The sequence below is a fragment of the Acinetobacter sp. NIPH 298 genome (genome assembly GCF_000369505.1).
GTDB lineage: Bacteria > Pseudomonadota > Gammaproteobacteria > Pseudomonadales > Moraxellaceae > Acinetobacter.
Genome location: NZ_KB850053.1, coordinates 212,919 through 231,635, shown reverse-complemented (window position 1 = coordinate 231,635; position 18,717 = coordinate 212,919). Strand labels below are relative to the sequence as shown.

17 protein-coding genes are annotated in these 18,717 nt (G+C 40.3%); all 17 read left to right on the top strand.

Features of this window, described 5'->3' with window-relative positions:
• The first annotated feature begins 94 nt into the window (after positions 1–94).
• The 17 genes from ispH to trmD all read left to right on the top strand — a co-directional run bounded on the left by ispH (position 95) and on the right by trmD (position 18,635).
• Positions 95–1,045, top strand: coding sequence for a 4-hydroxy-3-methylbut-2-enyl diphosphate reductase (gene ispH / locus F903_RS01035; protein ID WP_005193841.1), 951 nt, complete (start codon positions 95–97; stop codon positions 1,043–1,045).
• 141 nt (positions 1,046–1,186) lie between these two features.
• On the top strand, positions 1,187–1,750 hold the full coding sequence (locus tag F903_RS01030; RefSeq protein ID WP_005193840.1) for a pilus assembly FimT family protein: 564 nt from the start codon (positions 1,187–1,189) through the stop codon (positions 1,748–1,750).
• Positions 1,750–2,286, top strand: coding sequence for a type IV pilus modification protein PilV (pilV, locus tag F903_RS01025; RefSeq protein ID WP_005193838.1), 537 nt, complete (start codon positions 1,750–1,752; stop codon positions 2,284–2,286). The genes F903_RS01030 and pilV (F903_RS01025) overlap by 1 nt, the downstream gene beginning before the upstream one ends.
• Before the next feature lie 2 nt (positions 2,287–2,288).
• Positions 2,289–3,302: a prepilin-type N-terminal cleavage/methylation domain-containing protein gene (locus F903_RS01020; RefSeq protein ID WP_005193836.1), complete on the top strand. Its 1,014-nt coding sequence runs from the start codon at positions 2,289–2,291 to the stop codon at positions 3,300–3,302.
• Between the two features lie 8 nt (positions 3,303–3,310).
• On the top strand, positions 3,311–4,063 hold the full coding sequence (locus tag F903_RS01015; RefSeq protein ID WP_005193834.1) for a pilus assembly PilX family protein: 753 nt from the start codon (positions 3,311–3,313) through the stop codon (positions 4,061–4,063).
• Positions 4,064–4,074: 11 nt separating this feature from the next.
• On the top strand, positions 4,075–8,055 hold the full coding sequence (locus F903_RS01010) for a pilus assembly protein (protein WP_005193832.1): 3,981 nt from the start codon (positions 4,075–4,077) through the stop codon (positions 8,053–8,055).
• 13 nt (positions 8,056–8,068) lie between these two features.
• Entirely contained in the window at positions 8,069–8,599 is a 531-nt protein-coding gene (locus tag F903_RS01005; protein ID WP_005193830.1) for a type IV pilin protein, read from the top strand.
• 2 nt (positions 8,600–8,601) lie between these two features.
• Positions 8,602–9,033 (top strand): type IV pilin protein, encoded by a 432-nt coding sequence (locus F903_RS01000; protein WP_005193828.1) that lies wholly within the window; start codon positions 8,602–8,604, stop codon positions 9,031–9,033.
• 313 nt (positions 9,034–9,346) lie between these two features.
• A complete protein-coding gene (locus tag F903_RS00995) occupies positions 9,347–9,805 on the top strand; it encodes a pilus assembly FimT family protein (RefSeq protein WP_005193827.1) in 459 nt (152 codons plus the stop codon).
• On the top strand, positions 9,802–10,308 hold the full coding sequence (gene pilV, locus F903_RS00990; RefSeq protein ID WP_005193826.1) for a type IV pilus modification protein PilV: 507 nt from the start codon (positions 9,802–9,804) through the stop codon (positions 10,306–10,308). Before F903_RS00995 ends, pilV (F903_RS00990) begins: the two co-directional genes overlap by 4 nt.
• Before the next feature lies 1 nt (position 10,309).
• Entirely contained in the window at positions 10,310–11,461 is a 1,152-nt protein-coding gene (locus tag F903_RS00985; protein WP_005193825.1) for a prepilin-type N-terminal cleavage/methylation domain-containing protein, read from the top strand.
• Positions 11,458–12,180: a PilX N-terminal domain-containing pilus assembly protein gene (locus F903_RS00980; protein ID WP_005193824.1), complete on the top strand. Its 723-nt coding sequence runs from the start codon at positions 11,458–11,460 to the stop codon at positions 12,178–12,180. The genes F903_RS00985 and F903_RS00980 overlap by 4 nt, the downstream gene beginning before the upstream one ends.
• A 13-nt stretch (positions 12,181–12,193) precedes the next feature.
• Positions 12,194–16,390, top strand: coding sequence for a PilC/PilY family type IV pilus protein (locus F903_RS00975; RefSeq protein ID WP_005193822.1), 4,197 nt, complete (start codon positions 12,194–12,196; stop codon positions 16,388–16,390).
• The gene (locus F903_RS00970; protein WP_005193820.1) at positions 16,374–16,853 is read left to right on the top strand and encodes a type IV pilin protein; all 480 of its coding nucleotides are present in this window, start codon (positions 16,374–16,376) and stop codon (positions 16,851–16,853) included. The genes F903_RS00975 and F903_RS00970 overlap by 17 nt, the downstream gene beginning before the upstream one ends.
• A 165-nt stretch (positions 16,854–17,018) precedes the next feature.
• Positions 17,019–17,276, top strand: coding sequence for a 30S ribosomal protein S16 (gene rpsP / locus F903_RS00965; protein WP_165382351.1), 258 nt, complete (start codon positions 17,019–17,021; stop codon positions 17,274–17,276).
• Positions 17,277–17,300: 24 nt separating this feature from the next.
• Positions 17,301–17,849: a ribosome maturation factor RimM gene (gene rimM, locus F903_RS00960; protein ID WP_004673135.1), complete on the top strand. Its 549-nt coding sequence runs from the start codon at positions 17,301–17,303 to the stop codon at positions 17,847–17,849.
• 45 nt (positions 17,850–17,894) lie between these two features.
• Positions 17,895–18,635, top strand: coding sequence for a tRNA (guanosine(37)-N1)-methyltransferase TrmD (gene trmD, locus F903_RS00955; RefSeq protein WP_004673133.1), 741 nt, complete (start codon positions 17,895–17,897; stop codon positions 18,633–18,635).
• The last annotated feature ends 82 nt before the right edge of the window (positions 18,636–18,717 follow it).

The window sequence follows — 18,717 nt, the reverse complement described above, 5'->3', positions numbered from 1 at the left end:
TCCTGATATGATAAAATATCTTGGCTATTGTAGTGTAGCGTGCTGCTAAACGAAATAGTTTGGTATAAATATTCGGATGATGAGTGAGGATGTTATGGAAATCGTGTTAGCCAATCCACGGGGTTTTTGTGCTGGTGTTGACCGTGCTATAGCAATCGTCAATCGCGCACTCGAATGTTTTAATCCACCGATTTATGTACGCCATGAAGTAGTACACAATAAATTTGTGGTCGATGATTTACGTCAGCGCGGTGCAGTTTTTGTCGATGAACTGGATCAAGTGCCTGATGATTCGATCGTGATTTTTAGTGCGCATGGTGTTTCTAAGGCCGTACAGATAGAAGCTGAACAGCGTGGCTTAAAAGTATTTGATGCAACTTGCCCATTAGTGACTAAAGTTCATATAGAAGTCACTCGCTATGCACGTGAAGGGATAGAAGCGATCCTGATTGGGCATGAAGGTCATCCAGAAGTTGAAGGTACGATGGGGCAATACGATCTGTCCAAAGGTGGCGCGATCTATTTGGTTGAAGATGAGCAAGATGTTGACGCATTGATGGTGAAACATCCTGAAAAAGTTGCTTTTGTCACGCAAACTACGTTGTCAATCGACGATACAGCGAAGGTGATTGATGCTTTGCGGCTTAAGTTTCCGCAGATTCAAGGTCCGCGTAAGGATGATATTTGTTATGCCACTCAGAATCGTCAGGACGCGGTGCGGGATTTAGCTGAGCAATGTGATGTAGTCTTAGTGGTTGGCTCTCCGAATTCATCTAATTCAAATCGTTTACGCGAGTTGGCTGAACGTATGGGGAAATCTGCTTATTTAGTTGATAATGCGGATCAGCTTGAGCAGGCGTGGTTTAAAGCGGACAGCAAAATTGGTGTGACGGCTGGTGCGTCAGCGCCTGAAATTTTAATTAAACAAGTGATTCAACGCTTACAAGATTGGGGCGCAACACCGCCCAAAGAGTTACAAGGTACAGAAGAAAATATTACCTTTAGTCTGCCAAAAGAGCTGCGCATTCAGGTGATACAAGCCTAATTTTATTAGAAAAATGTGAACTAGGAACGGATGGATTACACTCCATCCGTTTTTTTTTGGTTCTTATCTGCTTTGTATTGGTTCTGTAAAAATAAAATTTAATATAGAGCTAATAAATTTAAAAAAAATTGGTACAAAGTAATGGGGAAAGGTCGGGGATTCACCTTAATCGAGTTGATGGTGACGATTGCTGTTTTGGCGATTGTCGCGATGATGGCTGTGCCTTCGTTTGGGGATATGGTGGCGAGAAAACAGCTTGATACGACAGCACGTGATTTGGCACTCATTTTTGGTGAAGCAAGAGGGCAAGCGATTTCGTTACGTAAAGATATTACGATCAAGTTGACTTGTCCTACTGAAACGGATCCTGATAGTGGGGAAACCAGTGTTATATGTCCAGTTAATACATCCACAATATTGTATTGGGTATCACCTAGTGCAGATATAGAACTGACAAGCGATGCAATTGACGTTGTGTTTGCAAATTTGGGGACAGCTAGGCAACGAACTAAAGAAATAGATAATCCTGTGTGTGATGATCCATCTCCAAATCCTTGTGAATCTGATCCAACAAATAATCCACCTAAAATTCCTGAAATTGTGCCTTTGAGTTTTACTTTATGTAATGCAGTGCTTGGAGAGAATCGCACGATTTTAGTATCTAAGATGGGAACAGTTGATAGTATTAAATCAGGGGTATGTTGATGATTTTTATAAATAAACAACGTGGCGTTGGTCTAGTCGAAGTTTTAGTTGCTTTGGTTATCCTTGCTTTAGGGGTGCTGGGTTTCTCCGCATTACAGCTTAGAGCTTTAGGTGCAGCGCAAGAAGCAACCGAGCAAACTGTTGCGATGAATACGGCACGAGATCTAGCTGAGCGTATAAGAGTGAATAGGACTGCCTTGGCAACATATAAAACTGCAGTGAATGCTAAAACAACAAATGTCACCAGTTGCATAGGGACCACTAGTCGGGATGCTATTCCATCGACAATAAAAATAGATTTACCTAAGTGTAATCCTGTAACTATGGCGCAGCATGATGCAACAGAAATTCTTACAAAAGCAACTGATCAAGGGCAAACCATTGTAATTGAAGACTGTGTCGAGAGTTCATTGAACTGTATTTATGTTGCATGGGGACAAACGGTCATTGCTGCGAATAATATTAATCAATGTGTTGATACGACTACAGGCGCATATCAAACAGATACCAAATGTTTAGTCATGGAGGCATTCTAAAAATGAATCGTCGTTTAACTAAACAAAAGGGATTTACCTTAATTGAGTTAATGATTGCATTGGCTTTGGGGCTATTGGTGAGCGCAATCGCTATACAGCTTTTTTTAACGAGTCAAAGAAGCGCAACAGCTCAACAAGGCATGATGAATCTACAGAATTCAACGCTATTCGGTTTGGGTACTGTAATTAATAACATTCGTCTAGCGAACCTAAATTCTTCCAAGCCTATTATAAATGATCAGACTTTGTATGGTGGTATCGTATTGTCTAAAGATAATATTTCTGATGATAATTCAGCCTTTAGTATAAGTGAGGATTTGTTGACGCGTGGTGCACTAGGGGAAACGAATTTAGATATTACAGATTCTGATGATAATGCTTTGGGTAGTGATCAGCTTGTAATCCAGTATCGTGTTCATACACCGAACCAGTTTGATTGTGAGGGGACTGGGGTAACAGTAAGTGATTATGTGGTAGAACGCTATTTTTTACGTTCAGACACGAATCGCAGTGATCCGAATCAACCACTTGCTTTAGCTTGCAAAGCTGCTCGTTACACTGAAGCATCAGCAAAAACCAATACAACTTTAAATTTAGCAGGAAACGGAGAAATCATTATTCCTCGAGTTGACCACTTAAGTGTTCGACTGGGGGTTGCTTATGATGGAGCAAATGCAGCCTGTAATAGTGTTACAGCTTCTACAACAAGTGGTACGCCTCCGACTCCAACGACTGAAAATATTGAGGCAGATACTCGTTTAGACTGCTTTAGTTATATGAGTATTGAGGATTATCGTGCTTTAACTGGTGAAAAACCGCAAATTGTTTCTGTACAGTTTGGTTTGTTGGTTCGCTCTACAGATACGATAGGAAATAATCAATTTTTTGATGCAGAACATAAATATAAGATTCTGGGTGTTGAAGGCCCTTTAATAGACCATGCTCGTAATAAATTGTATTTACGTACTGTAGTAACACAGACCATTGCTATCCGTAATGGTTTTGGGATTGAGTGAGAGCCAATATGAATAATCAAATACAGAAAAAAGCTCAAACAGGCTCAGTCCTGATAGTGGTGCTGGTTATGTTGGCTCTCTTAACTATAGTGGGTACATGGGCAATACGTGGCAGTATCACATCCTTAAAAATTGCAACGAATGCGCAAGCACAGGCTTTACTTAAACAGACCAGTGATTCTGTTTTTTTTACACTAGAAAATAAAACCGATGATGAGTTGGACTTTGCCAATATGCGTATTGGTGATGGAATGCTGAACTATACCTTACGCCCAGAGAATAAAGGTAAAGAACTGGTGTTCTGTATTCGTGGGACATCGACTGATAGCTTTGCGGGAAGTCGTTTAGCGAGTGTGGTGTATTGGGAAGGCTCGACAATTAAAAATACTGAAATGGGGCAAAATGGTTTCTGCAAAGTTAGTCGAGTTACTGACTTTTTGAGTGGTCGTAATGCGGTTATGACACAAGTATCAGTGCGTGCTGCGGATAATAGTCGAGATTGGGAGCACATGATGGAAGGTGATGATAAAGAAAGCTCAAAGAGTACAGGGATTCAAAAAGTTGTGATCACTGCAACTTCAATTTTGCCTAATTTAAGTGATCGCCCAAGATCAAGCATTGATACATGTTTAACCAATTACACCAGTTTTTGGGATGAGAGTGCGGACGAAGATACAGTCACTGACTGTTTGTCTAAAAATAATGTTCCATACAGTACACAAGAAATGGAATACACCATTAAAACTGTGCGTGCATCTTAGGAGAATAAATCATGAAAGAGTTAAAAATGAAACAAGTTCGCCAAAATGATGCACTGGCAGATGTGCAACAGGTTGACTGGTCAAATCGTTTTAAAGTCAGTGCAATAGCAGCAGCAATGACTTCATTGATTTGTGCAAGTGTATCAAGTTATGCAGCAGATATAGAGATTTATATTCCAGGACAGCAAAATACCTCCACGGGTACAGTAGTAATGATGCTAGATACATCAGGGAGTATGAGTGTAGCAGCAGCAGGGGCGAGTGCTTGTGATTTACCTGTGGGGGAAACAAGAAGTTTTGATGGTGCTGAAATGGCGGTTGGAGGGTATCAAAAGGATTTTTGTATTGTTGGTGGTGGTGCTCGAACATTTTATTATCGTAGCACCAGAGATCAAACAACTTGGTGGCGTTGTGGTAGTGGTACAAGTGGGGTTTCTGAGAGTAATGTAAGTATTAATAATTGTAATGTTTCACTTAGTCTACGTCCCAACCTAACGGGCTTTATTCGTAATCAAACTCTTAGTTCGTCAGGATTTGATTATTATTTTAAAACAGCAAGTACCTTTACAAAGCGTTATGACAGGATGAGTCGCCTTAAAGAGGCTCTTTATACTTTAGCAACAATGCCTATTTATGATGAAAATACGAATCCTACAGGTATTAAAAAAGATGTACAAATTGGGATCGGAACTTTTCCATATATTGGCGCAGGTACGGATATTAACCGGAAAGGCTATATGCGTATTCCAGCAGCGCCGTGGGGCGAAGTTGGGTCACCACAACGTACCAAAGTTCTAAATTTAATTAAAGATCCAAACTTCAAAGGAAATGGTGGCACACCAACCTCTGCTGCTTATGCAGAAGCGGCGGCATATTTGTTGGGAACAACCACAGGTGGAGGAACTTATAGTGGTGTTGAACACTCTCGAACAGTAGATGCAAGTTTGGTGACAGGCACTGGAGCAAATACAAAGTATGTTTCGCCATTAAATAAATCTTCTGATGTGGCGGAGTGTAGCGGTCAAGGTATTTATTTCTTAACAGATGGTGCACCACAAACTCCAGATGCCACGGATACGAGTAATCTAATGGCAAAAGCATTGGGTAGAGCAAGTTATAGCTTTAGTGCAGGACTTTCGGGTGGTACTAATGATGGAACAAGTATAACTGGCTATGGCAAGATGAAATCAGATTGGCAAGCCATAGGTTCATTTGCAAAATCTCTTAATGACCCAAGTATCATTAAAACAGCCTTAGGGGTACAGGATGATAAACGTGTAGTGTTGACTGCTGTTGTCGGATTTGGTTCTGAGTTTCAAAGTGGTAGTGTTGATGGTAGTAATGCAACAGCGTGGGGGCAATTAGAAGAAGATGGTGGAGAGTATGGTTTAGGTGGATTTATTGTTGGGACAGAAGCAGAGGATGTTGTCAACAGTCTCAACGCATTTATTGATAAGGTAGGCGGTTCTGTTCCAAGTATTAGTACTGGGTCTTCAACAATTCCAATGGACGCATTAAACCCTGAAATTATTCAGCCATTTGCCTATTTCCCACAGTTTGAGCCAAAAGTTAAGTCTGAAGATAAGCAACAGCTTTGGTTCGGAAATGTTAAAAAATATTATGTTGTCAATAATGGTGTATATGCAAGTGCGAGTGGTGATGCGAGTACCGTTGTTTTAAAAAGTACATTACAAGATTTACGAGATATATGGGGGTCTGAGAGTACTTCTTATCCAACAGATACACCAATTTATGAAAAATATGGTGCTTTAAGTAAATTAAAACTAGGTACGGAAACTTTTACAGATGGTGAAGAGTCAACGACAATCGCTGGACGTAAAGTTCTTACGGACTATGTCTTTGATGGTACCAAAAGTGAAAACCAACAAGTTAGCAGAAATTTTGATTTAAACCGTATTGATTATACTTACACTACGAATGAGAAAACCAAAACTGATGAAGCGTCTCGTGTTAGAGGGTTAATGTCATTGTTGGGATATAACATTTCTACAGCAACTGACACTAATGGTTTGGATTTGGCAACAATGACTGCAACATTACGTCAAATGGGAAGCGTTTATCATTCGCTGCCAGTATTACTAACACAAGAAGGAAAGGCTGAGGCAACTCGTGATACTGCTGGGAAGATCCACATTGGTACGACAGGACGTGAAGACTATGTCATGTTTGGGACAACTCAAGGTTTACTCAGTGTAGTTAATGCAGATACTGGCGTAGAAAAATTTAGCTTTGTACCAAAAGAAATGATTGAGAAACAAGCTGAGACTTTTAGGTCGAATGCAGGAACTTTAGCAGGCGGTAAAAATGCGCTTTATTATGGCATGGATGGAGAGTGGGCTGCCCATACAGTATATGTTACAAAACCAGATGGGACACTGACCGTAAAAGAAGCTGTTCGTAATGCAATAGGTACAGCAGAGGACAAAGAAAACTTTAAGGGTAAACAGTGGATCTATGGTGGTATGCGAATGGGCGGCCGCAGCTATTATGCTTTAGATCTTACAGATATTGATAATCCAGCACTCAAATTCCATATTGACCCAAGCGCAGGTAAGGTCTTTTCCAAAGACTATCCAGAGGGTAAAGCATTTTCTGAGATTGAAAACATGGGGCAGAGTTGGTCAAAACCTAAACTAGATTATGTCTACTGGAAAGGGCAGCGTAAATTGGTCCTGTTCGTTGGAGGTGGTTATGATGCTGGTGGCGATGATGGTGATGGTTTATGGGAAAACGGTGTTCGAACAGGCTATGCAGGATATGAACAATATAACTATCAACAAGAAAACAAACGTGGTTCAGGCGTATATATGTTTGATGCTGATACAGGAGATTTGTTGTGGTATGCCAATACTCCAGCAGAGTCAGATGCTGAAAGTGAGTCTTCTGCCCCAACGGGGGGACCGTCTACTCCCGTAGAGGCAATTCCAAATATTAGTCACGAAGATTTAAAATACAGTGTTGTGAGTGAGATTAAAACAGTTGACCGTAATAATGATGGTATGGTCGATCATATCTATTTTGGTGACTTGGCTGGACAAGCATTCCGTGTTGATTTTGCTCGGAACCTAAACAAGTTTGATAGTCAAATCACTAAAGTTTTAGACGTACATCAAACGGATGGTACTAGCCCTCGCTTTTATTTAAATCCCGTTTTTACAGCTCATCATAGTTCTGATCGTTTAGAAGGGGCAAATGTAGTAGTAGTAAGTTTTATTTCAGGGAATAAGAGCTCACCACTTTTAGCAACTAGTGATTCTCCAGAGGTAACAGGTAAGCGAGATTCAACAGGATTGCAATATGATGCCGTCTATGCGATCTATGATTATGATATTCATCCGAATGGTCAGTTTTATCCTGATTCTAATATTACTGCTCGGACTTTGGCTGCGATAACGGATACAAATGCAGCAACAAACAAACTTATGTATATAGGTTATGAGAACTTGGTCCGTAAAGATCAAGCGGACGGAAATAATCGAACTAGAGTAATGGGGGCAATAGCAAACTCCACAACGGGCTGGGGAGGGTGGTACTTCAGATTCGATAAAAAGTTTAGCGCAACAGGTGAAAATCATGCTGGTGCAAATGCCAGTGTAATTAAGGGACTAGCACCTTTGATTGCTATGGAAGGTAGTTTGTATGTCACTATGTATGATGCCTCAGAAGATGGAACATCTTCAAACTGTGGAGCAGGGGTAAAAGGACAGAGTTTTGCACAGCGCTTATGTTTGCCGACAGGTGTTTGTGCTGAAAATGCTAACTATAGCTATAACCTTGGTGCAGGTATTGTAAGTCTGAATGTTGGTTCGGTGAGTGGGGGTAATACCAAATCGATTGTTGTACCTGATCCAGACGATATTGGTAAAGGTTGCGTAGGTGCGGACTGTAAAGCGGGTGGAAAATTCATTGAAGCAGGCGGTTCGATGCGTTTTATTCCAAATCGTTGGTATGAACGTTATGCGAAGCAATAAGTGAGATCGAATTATGATTAATAGAGGTTTCACTTTAATTGAGTTAATGATTGTGGTCATGCTTGTTGCGATTATCGCAGCAATAGCTATACCTAGCTATGAGCACTTTACTCGTCGTGCTATAGCCGCTCAGGCGCAACAAGAAATGCATAAACTTGCAGAGCAATTGGAGCGGCATAAATCAAGAAACTTTACTTATCGAGGGTTTAATCCGCGTTATTTATATCCTACGCCGCCTAGCCCTCGAATAGATAGTTTTGATGAAACTAAGCAAGAGTTAACCTTGCCTCTAGAGAGTGCGAACCCTAAATATACGCTTACCATTGTGGATGGTAGTGTTGGTAATCCTCTATTAACCTCTTCAGATGCTATTGGACAAAGATGGGCGATCAAAGCAATAAGTAATGATGTCCGAAATAGCTCTTTTTTGTTGACAAGTACAGGGGTTAAATGTGAAACGATTACCCCTGTGAATATTGAGACAGATCCTGCTAAAGGTGTTGGGTGTGATTATAAGCATGACGACGAAAGTGAAGAGGATTGATCATGTATTATAAGAAAAAAGGGTTCACGCTTATTGAGCTAATGATTGTGGTAGCAATTGTTGCTATTTTAGCCGCGATTGCTTATCCCTCTTATCAAGACTATGTGAAAAGAACAAAGCGTGCAGATGCACAGGCTGAAATGATGGATATCGCGCATCGTTTAAGTCAATATAAAGTAGTCAATCGTAATTATTCTAGTGCAACGATTAATGGTATTTATGGAACTAATGTCATACCTAAAAGCGGGGTGGCCTTATATGATTTAGATTTAATTGTCACAGCTTCAACGTGGACATTGACTGCTCTGCCAATAGTAACATCGGCACAAAAAGATGATGGGATTCTGATATTAAATAGCGAAGGTCAAAAATGTTGGGTTAAAGGTGCTTCTATATGTGCATTATCCGCAACTTCTAATTGGGATGGTCGTTAACTCCATCATAAGGTACCCTATCTTCAAGAAAAGCAAATATCGAAAGGTATTTGCTTTTCTGCTTTTTATATCGTGAGTTAGGTTAATTTTTTAATATTGTGATTGTTTTATGAACTAAAAATAAGCTTAATTTTGTGATTAATTTATCCTTAATTCAATAAAAGTTGATTTGTATTTAATAAATTTGCAGTTATCTGACATTATCTACCTTTCATCCATAAAAAATAGATTTCATTACGGTTTGGTAGGAAATTGATAATTAAACATTAGAACATAAATCAAAACTATAAAAATTGTGCATATGGAGGGCGATATGCAACAAGCAAAATATAAAGCATTCACTCTGATAGAGCTCATCGTTACGATTGCGGTTCTAGCCATTATCGCCTTGATGGCAGCACCGTCTTTTTCAGACATGATCACACGTAAAAAACTTGAAAGCTCTGCGCGTGAAGTTGCAATGAAAATATCAGAAGCAAGAAGTCAGGCGGTTACGCTCCGTGATACGACAGGCGTGTGTTTAGCATCTTTGTCAGCAGATGATTGTGCGACAGCGATTAGTATTCCCAAAGATGAAACACAAAGAACTTTTGTGGCTCGTTTAGAAAATGGGGTTCAAGCAGTCCAAAATACAACGACCCACCTGAAATTTAGAAATAACGGCAGTATTGCCGCTTCTACTAATTTTCAATTAGAAAGAAAAGGCATCACGTATTGTATTGGTGTTGGCATAACGATTGATACAACAATAAAAGAAGGAGCTTGCACATGAATAATAACAATCAAAAAGGTGTGGGCTTGGTCGAAGTGCTTGTGGCATTAATACTTTTAGCCATCGCTGTCCTTGGTTTTGCTGCATTACAACTAAAAGCTGTTGATGCGAGTGCTGAGGCAGGTCAACAAGTATTGGCATTGACCATTGCCCGTGATTTGGCAGAGCTGATGCGTGCAAATCCACAAGGGTTAAGCGATGGCAAGTATAAGATTGGAGCGGTGGCTGTACCCTCAAACGATGGAACCGAAGCATATGGAACCGAAGCAGGAAATCCAGAAAAAATTGCAGCACAAGACCTACAAAATGCGGCACTGCAAGCAAGTGAAAATGGTATGAATCTCGCTGTGAGTCGTTGCCCGACAAGCGATGCCCGACAATGTATTTATGTGGCATGGGGAGAAACGTCATTAGTTGAAGGTAGTGATTTAAAACTAGAGAACTGTATTAAAGACGGTGCGTATGTGCAGGGTTCACACTGTTTGTTTTTGGAGGCTTATTAAAATGAAAAAGAGTCTCTTAAAACACCCCAAGCATAGCGCTTCGTCTTGCGCTTGGACCCCTGGTACTCGAAGCACAGCTTCTCGTCTTTCTTGCGAGGCAGAGCTTCTCAGGTCGAGCGTTGCTCGACGTAATCCTGCCTCAGGCTTCACGCTGATCGAGTTGATGATTTCACTTGTGTTAGGTCTGATTATTGTCGCTGCCGCAATCCAATTGTTTATTGCAGGTGTGACCAGTTATAAATTACAAAAAGCGATGTCACACATTCAGGACAATGCAAGTTTGGGCTTAAATTTTATTGTGAATGATATTCGCAAAGCAAATCTGAGCGCGCCAGTGCCAGCAGTAAATGACAAAATTGAATATGCTGGGATTTTAGTGTCGACAAACAATATCGGGGAAAAAATAAATTTAAATTGCCTCGCATGTTTTGATGAACCAAATAAAGATAAAGAGGATGACAGTAAACCATTAAAAAGTTTTGAAAAATCCAACCTAACAGGCGCGGCAGAAAATGATCAGTTGTTGATCCGTTACCAAGCACCACAAGCTGGTTTTGATTGTTCAGGTAATAAACTCGAAAAAGATGATTTTGTGGTGCAGCGTTATTATGTAAATAAATCAACGAAAGATGAGCCTCGTCGTTCTTTACGTTGTCAGGCAGCCCAATATACGCAGGCTGACTTAGATGGAAAAAGTGATACAAATAAGCTGTCCTTAAGTTGGGGCGGTGGTCAGATAATTTTACCCAATGTTGATTATTTTACAGTGCGTTATGGCTGGATGGATGGCGGTCTAAATGATGCATCAAGCACGATTGAATATGGGGATTTAACCAAATATTCAGGTCAAACTGTAGATAAAAACATAGACGGTATTATCCAAAAAGTTCGCCCACATATTCATGCGATTCAACTGGGTGTCTTAGTCCAGTCGGCAGATACGGCAGGCAATCAATCTATCGTTAAGGAAAGAAATGGGAGGCCGTTTCAGGTCTTGGGGTCTGATGTTGAGCTAGATGAAAAATATAAAAATGGTCATTTACGTCAAGCAGTGAATCAAACTATTTCATTGAGAAATGCAATGGGTTGGGTCACGGAAGGCTGTGAGTTTGGTGCTAGTTCACCTAAATGTACAGGGGAGAGTGGGACATGATTCGATCTGAACGAGGTTCAACGCTCATCGTTGTACTCATGATCTTGCTGCTGATTATGATTGTGGGGACATTGGCTATTCGTCAAAGCATCAGTTCATTGAAACTGGTGACCAATAATCAGATTCAAACTCTGTTATTACAAAGCTCTGATGCTGCTTTGTTGGCATTGCAAAATCCTAACAATACGCCTGATATCGCAGCAGCCAATGGCATTGTCGGCTTCTTTAAAAATGAAAATCATAAAGATGCTGAATTGGTATTTTGTTTTTCTGACACTAATCCATTTGAATTAAGCAAAGCATCTTATCTGTTGAATAGTAATGAGTTTAATAGCTTGGGTGGTGGAGTATGTAACCCCAGTAGTGAAGACGATACCGCTTCAAAATCTGGTGGACGTAAACAAGTTGTGACTCAAGTTTATATTAAACGAGCCACCACACCGACAACTCCTTTTGCTGATTTAGCGCGTGGTACAGAAGTTTTGGGTGCAAAAACTGAGGATAATATTCGTTTGCAAGTATATGTGGTCTCGGTGATGAAGGGTTTAGTGAGCGATGATGCATTATTTAAAGTAGATAGTGATATTAAAAAAGGCTGCTTAAGAAAAAGTATCGATGATGTCGAACTCTGTCTAAAACAAAATAGTGAAAAACCGATCTATAACATGCAAGTTGCAGAATATCGCTTCTTATCGGACTTTGAGCCATCAGGTTCATAAGGGAGAAAGGGTCATGAATAATAATAAAATGAGAAAACTAACAAAACGTGAGCATAAGCAACAAAGTAAAGTGAAAGGCTTACTGTTTAGGTGTTCCATTCTGTCGAGTCTGTTTGTGATGTCTTCAGTTGCTTCTGCAAGTGATATTGAGGTTTATCATCAATCGAATGTAGATCAAAAAACCATTATATTGATGGTGGATACTTCTCGAACAATGGGGTCATCAGCACTTGATTTGATGAAAGAATATCCATTGTGTATTGGTGGTGGTGCTTTAAGCTTTTTAAATCTTAATATTGCTGGATTAACTGTCAATCTCTCGCCTGCTTCAAATTCAACGAATGGTCAATACTGCGATATTATACTTGATGATTCATTATTAGCTACTTTAGCAAATGTAGATGGGTTAACGGGTACACTTTTAAATGGAGTTACAGGTAACTCCAGTGATTTGTTAGGATTAAAAAGCTCTTATGACTATGTGAAAAAAAGTTGTGAACCAATTCAAGGGCTTCTGGGGAATGGTTATCGTTGTTACAGTCGTTTGTATAGAATAAGAAAAGCAGTAAATGATGTTTTAAATGGCAATGCAGATAAGGGAATTACTGCGTTACCATCTGATACTTACGTTGGTTTGACTGTATTTCCTGCAACAACCAAAAGTTCAGCAGGGATGATTGCTGTGCCAGCCCAGAGATTGGGCGACATAGGGTCAGCCCAACGTCAAGCCTTAATGACAGCAGTGAGTAATTTGGAGCCTGCCAGTTTAGATGCTACTACAACATGCGTAAAAACGCTGTTAACAGCGACGACTTTGGATTTAACCAAAATAGGTGATGCTGCTGGTTGTTTATTGGGTGGTGGATTAGCTGGTGGGCTTGATGCTTTATTGAATAAGGCAGAAGTTCCAACTGCTCCAGCCTATGCTGAAACAGGCGCATATTTATTAGGGCGTACTACTCAACATACTGGTGCGAAAGTTGTTGGGGCTCGAATTGCAGTTACAGTTGGAGGAACTGTTCAGACAGTCATAGATACAGTTTGTAGTGTTCCTATAATTGGAGGGCTCACATGTGGTCTTCTTGGAGGAGTATTAAAACCAGTTCTAAGTCCTATTACCAATATTGTAGATCAAATAGGAGCTAACTTAGCTTTATCTCGTACTTGTACAGCCAATCACCCGAAGACTGGAGAATGCACAGGTTGGGGGGCTGCAACTTTATCTAGTACTAATAATTTTACTTATGATTATACAAAACAGCACAGTGTTGTGAATGATCTTGTGCAAGGAATAGGGCTAAATAATTTAGTAAATGGATTGCTACCTGTTGGATCAATTGTAACGGGTTTAACTGCAAATTTAGATAATCTTGCAATATATTACTATCAGTATGACCCTGCTTACGATGCTGCTTATAGTGGTTTTACTGATTCTGTTTCAGGCTCAAAAGGTAGTACTTATAATAGTCCGTTACCTGTATCTTCACAGTGTAATGCAAATGGTATTTATGTCATTACAGGTAACGTCCCACGTTTAGATGAGAGCCAAGCTAAAATAGATGTACAAAGGGTGATGCAAAAATCTTTAAATGTTACTCCTACTAAGATTGCTGATTATTGTACAAGTCTACCCACAGATTGGGCTACAGGTTCTAACAAGGCAACATGGGAGTGTTTAGCTAAATATTCTAGTTCTTTATTGGATAATCCTACATCAATTAAAACGGCAGTGGCAGGCATTGGTCGTGAGTTCACTTATGTTTCAGTTGATGACAATAATAACGTTGCTGTGGGCGTAGGGGGGGATGGTTTAGTTGCAAAATTAGTCAGTACATTGGTCAACCCAATTGTTGGAACTCTTTCACCTGCCGTAAAAAACTTACTAGAGTTTGTATTGCCAACAGCACCGAATAGCGATGATATTGGAAACTTAGCACGTTGGGGGGTAAATGGTGGCGGTGGTTGGTATACCGAAGCGAGTAAAGATGGTATTGCTCAAGGGATTTTAGATTTCCATGCCGATTTAGGAGTAACCGAATACGAACCATTCTTAGGTGCCCCAACCATTCCTGCTGATCCATTAACCCCTCATGATTTAAAAAATGATGTTTACCAAAACATGTTTGTACCGAGTGATAAACAAAGCTGGTTTGGTAATCTAAAAAAATACACCACTCAAGATGGTGAGACAATTCAAACTAAAAACTATAAAGATTTTTGGGGGGATAATAATATTGATCAGACTAATATTCTAACAGGTGGTGGTGTTGATCGGCTTCCAATTGCTCATGAAAAAGATGGAACAGCGATTGAAAGTGCACGACAAGTTTATATCAATCGTAGTTGTACCGTTGAGGATGCAGGTGGGACTAAAACAGGGAAGTATGAAGCCTCAGATAGCTTAAACAGAATTGGTAATGAGTATTATAAAGAAGCTTGTGAAGGTGATTTCGATCCTTACCATAAAGATCTCATGGCATTATTAGGTTATGACATTGTCATGAATGATGGTTCTGACGCTCTTAAAATTAATAATAACTATCGTAAAGTGGGGATGCCACTTCATTCAACACCGATCAAAATTACACAAGAAGCAACGTTTGAAGGTCGTTCTCTAAAGCAACGCGAGGATTATATCGTTTTTGGTTCAACCCAAGGGTTATTGCATGTTGTGTATGCTGAAGATCATATAGAAGATGGTCAAGTGATCAAAGGTGGTACAGAAAAATTTACCTTTGTACCCAACGAAATGCTTGAAAATGATCAGCAACGCAAAGCTTTTAAAGGAAATAATTTATCGGGACATGGCAGTTTTGGCAATATGCAATATGGTATAGATGGGGCTTGGACCGCTTATGCCGAATATGTGTGGAACAATACTGATAAAAAATGGACCGTTGGAAAAGTAGGTGATCAAGCATGCAAAAAGGATGGAAAAGAAGTACAAGGTGCGTGTGGTAAACAATATCTCTACGGTGGTTTACGTATGGGGGGACGGAGTTACTATGCCCTTGATCTTGGTGATTTGAGTCAGCCAAAATTAAAATTCCATATTGATCCTGATCATGCCGCAGCAGGAACCCCACTCAGCTATATGGGACAAAGTTGGTCTAAGCCAACCATTACTCATATTCATTGGAAAGGTCAACGAAAATTAGTGATGTTCGTTGGTGGAGGCTATGACCTGGGATATGAAGATAAAGATTACATCCAATCCAATAAAAAAGGCGCAGGCGTTTATATGTTTGATGCTGAAAATGGCGATTTACTGTGGTGGAGCAGTGCGAATGCAACGAATAAAAATGGTAGTAATACAGAAAATGCTCTAAGTGTCACAGATATGCAATATAGCGTGGTCAGTCGTATTAATGCCATTGACCGTGATGGTGATGGTACAGCGGATCATTTATATTTTGGTGACTTAGGTGGGCAGTTATGGCGTATTGATCTAGATAATAGTTTGGATAAGGATGCAACAACTGCATTTGCAAAAACATCGAAACTTTTGGATTTAAAAGATTCTATTTTAAATGATCCTGAAAAAGATGTTCCTGAGAACATTCGCTTCTATGAAGCACCGAACTTTAGTGTGTATGGACATGGTCTACAAACAAAAGCAGTCATTAGTATTGCCTCTAGTAACCGTAGTTTACCGATCAGTGATACTAGTGCTGGAGCGATTTTTAATATTTTTGATAATGAAGTGGTTAAGTTTAGCCTAGCTACCAATACAACCATCGGTATAAAAAAATTGCATTTACATGAAATCATGCCAACCACAGCCAGTACATTAAATGATTTGGATGTAAATTTACGAGATCATGGTTGGTATGTAAAACTCGCAAGTGAACAAAAAGTCATGGATGAAATGATCGTCATGAATAAAAAGCTTTATGCGAGCGTGTTTAATCCCAAAGTAGGAGATCCTGCTGCATGTAGTGTTGGCGTTAAAGGTACAAGTTATATTCGTCAATATTGTTTGCCATATGGCATTTGTGAGCAACAAGATGACACTAACTATAATGGTTTGGGTGGGCTGAATATGGGTAAAGGCATTATTCCTGTGACCATTGGAGCAGGGACAGGTGTATCCAGACAAGTTGTTGGTGGAGATAATAGGAAGGGTGCGAATTCTACAGAAAGTGTGTCAAAACAGCAAAATGTCCGCCGTCAAATCGTGCCACTCAAATGGTATGAAAGCAATGAATAAACAATCGGCATTTACACTCATTGAAGTGATGGTCACTGTCGCTATCATTGCTATTTTGGCAGCGATAGCGATCCCCGGCTATGACATTTATATACGCCGTGCAGATCTATCAACGGCACAACAAGAGATGCATAAAGTCGCAGCTCTATTAGAAAAACATCGGACACGTAACTTTAGTTATGATGGTTTCGTATTGAAAGGAACCTCGACAAATAAAGGACCTTACTTCGATGTTCCGAATGCAACCAATACAACTTTGCTGATTCCATTGGATACAACAACTGGAAAGCAAAAATTTACTTTGATTTTGAACCTAAATTCACAGGCTTGGTCACTCAAAGCCGAAAGCCAAAGTCCCCGTAATTATTCCTTATTACTCACCAGTACGGGCATAAAATGTAAAACCAAAACCACGGCCAATATTACCAATCAGAGTTGTGGTACAGAATCAGAAGATTGGTAATGAATTTGGATTTCAATCATTTAAATTCAAAGCTGCGGATAACTTAATATTTGATCTTTCTTTCAGTGTAAATTTAACGTAGAATGTCGCCCTCTATTAAAGGGGTTTGAAATGCTGCCGATGGTCGGTGCAGGGATAATCCGTAAAAACTATAAGGTTGTTCTCATGGTTGTTATTCGTTTAGCGCGCGGTGGTGCAAAAAAACGTCCATTCTATCAAATTATTGTGACTGATAGCCGCAATGCGCGTGATGGTCGTTTCATCGAGCGTATCGGTTTCTTTAACCCAACTGCACAAGGTCAAGCGGAAAAACTTCGTTTAGATGCTGATCGTTTTGCACACTGGGTTGCTCAAGGCGCTCAACCTTCAGAGCGTGTTGCTTCTTTAGCTGCTCAAGCTAAGAAAGCTGTAGCTGCTGCATAACATTTGTATTGTAGTAGGTAACCCATGACACCAATACAGAATGTACCAGAAGATCGTATTCAGATTGGACAGTTACGTTCAGCTTATGGATTAAATGGGTGGCTCTGGGTGTATTCAAATACTGAACCTATGAGCAATATGTTTGACTACCTTCCTTGGTACATTGAGACCAAGGCAGGTTGGCAAACAATCGATGTAAAACGTTGGAAACCACATGGCAAAGGCTTGGTTGTTGCGTTAAAAGGTGTAAATGATCGCACTGGCGCAGAAAACTTAGTTGGCGTGGATATCTGGATTGCCAAATCACAGCTTCCAAAAGCGGATGTGAACGAGTATTACTGGTCTGATCTTAAAGGCTTAACCGTGTTCGGTTTGGATGATGAAGAGCAGGAAGTTAATCTCGGTCAAATCTATGAGCTGTTTGAAACGGGTGCCAATGAAGTCATGGTTGTAAAAGCAACCCTTGACAGCGTTGACTCTGAGGAACGCATGATTCCTTGGCATAAAGATGTGGTACAACGCGTTGATCTTGAAGCTGGTCGTATTTACGTCAATTGGGGCGTAGATTACTAATCCTATAGAGGATAGTCGCGCAGCAGGATAATAAAGGAGTCTGCGGTGTTTTTTGCAGTCATCACATTATTTCCTGAGATGTTCGAAGCGATTACAGCATACGGGATTAGCGGGCGTGCATCGAAACGTGACATCGTGCAAGTCACTTGCATCAACCCACGAGATTTTGCTGAGGGCAACTACAAACGAGTGGATGAACGTCCATTTGGTGGTGGTCCTGGTATGGTGATGATGGCTGAGCCTTTGGCGAAAGCGATTTGCCATGCCAAACAACTCGCTACGCAAGCAGGCTGTGTTCATGCACCTGTGGTGTATATGTCACCGCAAGGGCAAACCTTAAATGAGCAGGCAGTACAACAATTTGTCGACTATGATGGCTTGATTGTATTGTGTGGGCGTTATGAAGGGGTCGATGAACGTTTAATCCAGCATTATGTTGATCAAGAATGGTCAATTGGGGATTACGTTTTATCGGGTGGTGAACTGCCTGCGATGGTGTTATTAGACAGTATCATTCGACGTTTGCCGAATGTTATGTCAGATGACCAGTCGGCAGTACAAGATTCTTTTGTGGATGGTTTATTGGATTGTCCACAATATACCAAGCCTGATCATTTCGAAGGTTTGGATGTTCCAGAGGTTTTAAAATCTGGACATCATGCCAATATCGAGAAATGGCGGTTTTTGCAGCGCTATCAACGGACTTTAGATCGCCGACCAGAGTTGGTGGAAAAAGTTGAGTTGACCAAGCAGCAAAAAAAATGGTTGCAAAGTTTAGATACTTAAAATTATTTAAGTATAAATAGGCTCTTTATTGACAGTCTGTCGTGAAGAGAAAGTTAAACGGGTCGATATGCGCTTTAGCCTC

Coding starts and splice junctions, on each gene's coding strand:
- ispH (WP_005193841.1), top strand. CDS start 95: ATGGAAATCGTGTTAGCCAATCCACGGGGTTTTTGTGCTGGTGTTGAC.
- F903_RS01030 (WP_005193840.1), top strand. CDS start 1,187: ATGGGGAAAGGTCGGGGATTCACCTTAATCGAGTTGATGGTGACGATT.
- pilV (WP_005193838.1), top strand. CDS start 1,750: ATGATTTTTATAAATAAACAACGTGGCGTTGGTCTAGTCGAAGTTTTA.
- F903_RS01020 (WP_005193836.1), top strand. CDS start 2,289: ATGAATCGTCGTTTAACTAAACAAAAGGGATTTACCTTAATTGAGTTA.
- F903_RS01015 (WP_005193834.1), top strand. CDS start 3,311: ATGAATAATCAAATACAGAAAAAAGCTCAAACAGGCTCAGTCCTGATA.
- F903_RS01010 (WP_005193832.1), top strand. CDS start 4,075: ATGAAAGAGTTAAAAATGAAACAAGTTCGCCAAAATGATGCACTGGCA.
- F903_RS01005 (WP_005193830.1), top strand. CDS start 8,069: ATGATTAATAGAGGTTTCACTTTAATTGAGTTAATGATTGTGGTCATG.
- F903_RS01000 (WP_005193828.1), top strand. CDS start 8,602: ATGTATTATAAGAAAAAAGGGTTCACGCTTATTGAGCTAATGATTGTG.
- F903_RS00995 (WP_005193827.1), top strand. CDS start 9,347: ATGCAACAAGCAAAATATAAAGCATTCACTCTGATAGAGCTCATCGTT.
- pilV (WP_005193826.1), top strand. CDS start 9,802: ATGAATAATAACAATCAAAAAGGTGTGGGCTTGGTCGAAGTGCTTGTG.
- F903_RS00985 (WP_005193825.1), top strand. CDS start 10,310: ATGAAAAAGAGTCTCTTAAAACACCCCAAGCATAGCGCTTCGTCTTGC.
- F903_RS00980 (WP_005193824.1), top strand. CDS start 11,458: ATGATTCGATCTGAACGAGGTTCAACGCTCATCGTTGTACTCATGATC.
- F903_RS00975 (WP_005193822.1), top strand. CDS start 12,194: ATGAATAATAATAAAATGAGAAAACTAACAAAACGTGAGCATAAGCAA.
- F903_RS00970 (WP_005193820.1), top strand. CDS start 16,374: ATGAAAGCAATGAATAAACAATCGGCATTTACACTCATTGAAGTGATG.
- rpsP (WP_165382351.1), top strand. CDS start 17,019: ATGGTTGTTATTCGTTTAGCGCGCGGTGGTGCAAAAAAACGTCCATTC.
- rimM (WP_004673135.1), top strand. CDS start 17,301: ATGACACCAATACAGAATGTACCAGAAGATCGTATTCAGATTGGACAG.